Origin of the sequence: Pseudomonas sp. P7779 (assembly GCF_013386315.1) — a bacterium.
In the GTDB taxonomy this organism is placed as follows: domain Bacteria; phylum Pseudomonadota; class Gammaproteobacteria; order Pseudomonadales; family Pseudomonadaceae; genus Aquipseudomonas.
Genome location: NZ_JACARZ010000156.1, coordinates 1 through 416 on the forward strand (window position 1 = coordinate 1; position 416 = coordinate 416).

At 62.7% G+C, this 416-nt stretch carries 1 pseudogene; it reads left to right on the top strand.

From position 1 onward, the window contains the following. Positions 1-383: pseudogene (locus HX869_RS30195) on the top strand (MFS transporter); the annotation flags it as partial. Positions 384-416 lie beyond the last annotated feature (33 nt).

Sequence of the window (416 nt, forward strand, 5' to 3'; positions counted from 1 at the left end):
GTGTCGGCTGGCTGTTTGCCTATAACTTCTACACCTGCGTGTACACGGCGATCCAGGACGTGGTCGAGCCGCGCCTGCGGGCGACGGCGATGGCATTGTTCTTCGCCGGCTTGTATTTGCTGGGCGGGGGCATGGGGCCGATTGTGGTGGGCGGGTTGTCGGGTCATGTGGCGCGTTCGGCGATGTATGCCGACGGTGCCCAGCAGATGACTGAGGCTTACAAGGCGGTGGGACTGCATGACGCCATGTACCTGATTCCGGTGGCGCTGTTTTTGACCATGCTGTTTCTGTTCCAGGCGTCCCGCAGTTTTGTGCGCGATGCCCAGCGGATGAAGGATGGGTTGGGGGTGGCGGAGGTGCCGGCCAGGGCGGTTACTGCCTGAGATCGAGGTGACGCCTTTGCGAGCAAGCCCGCT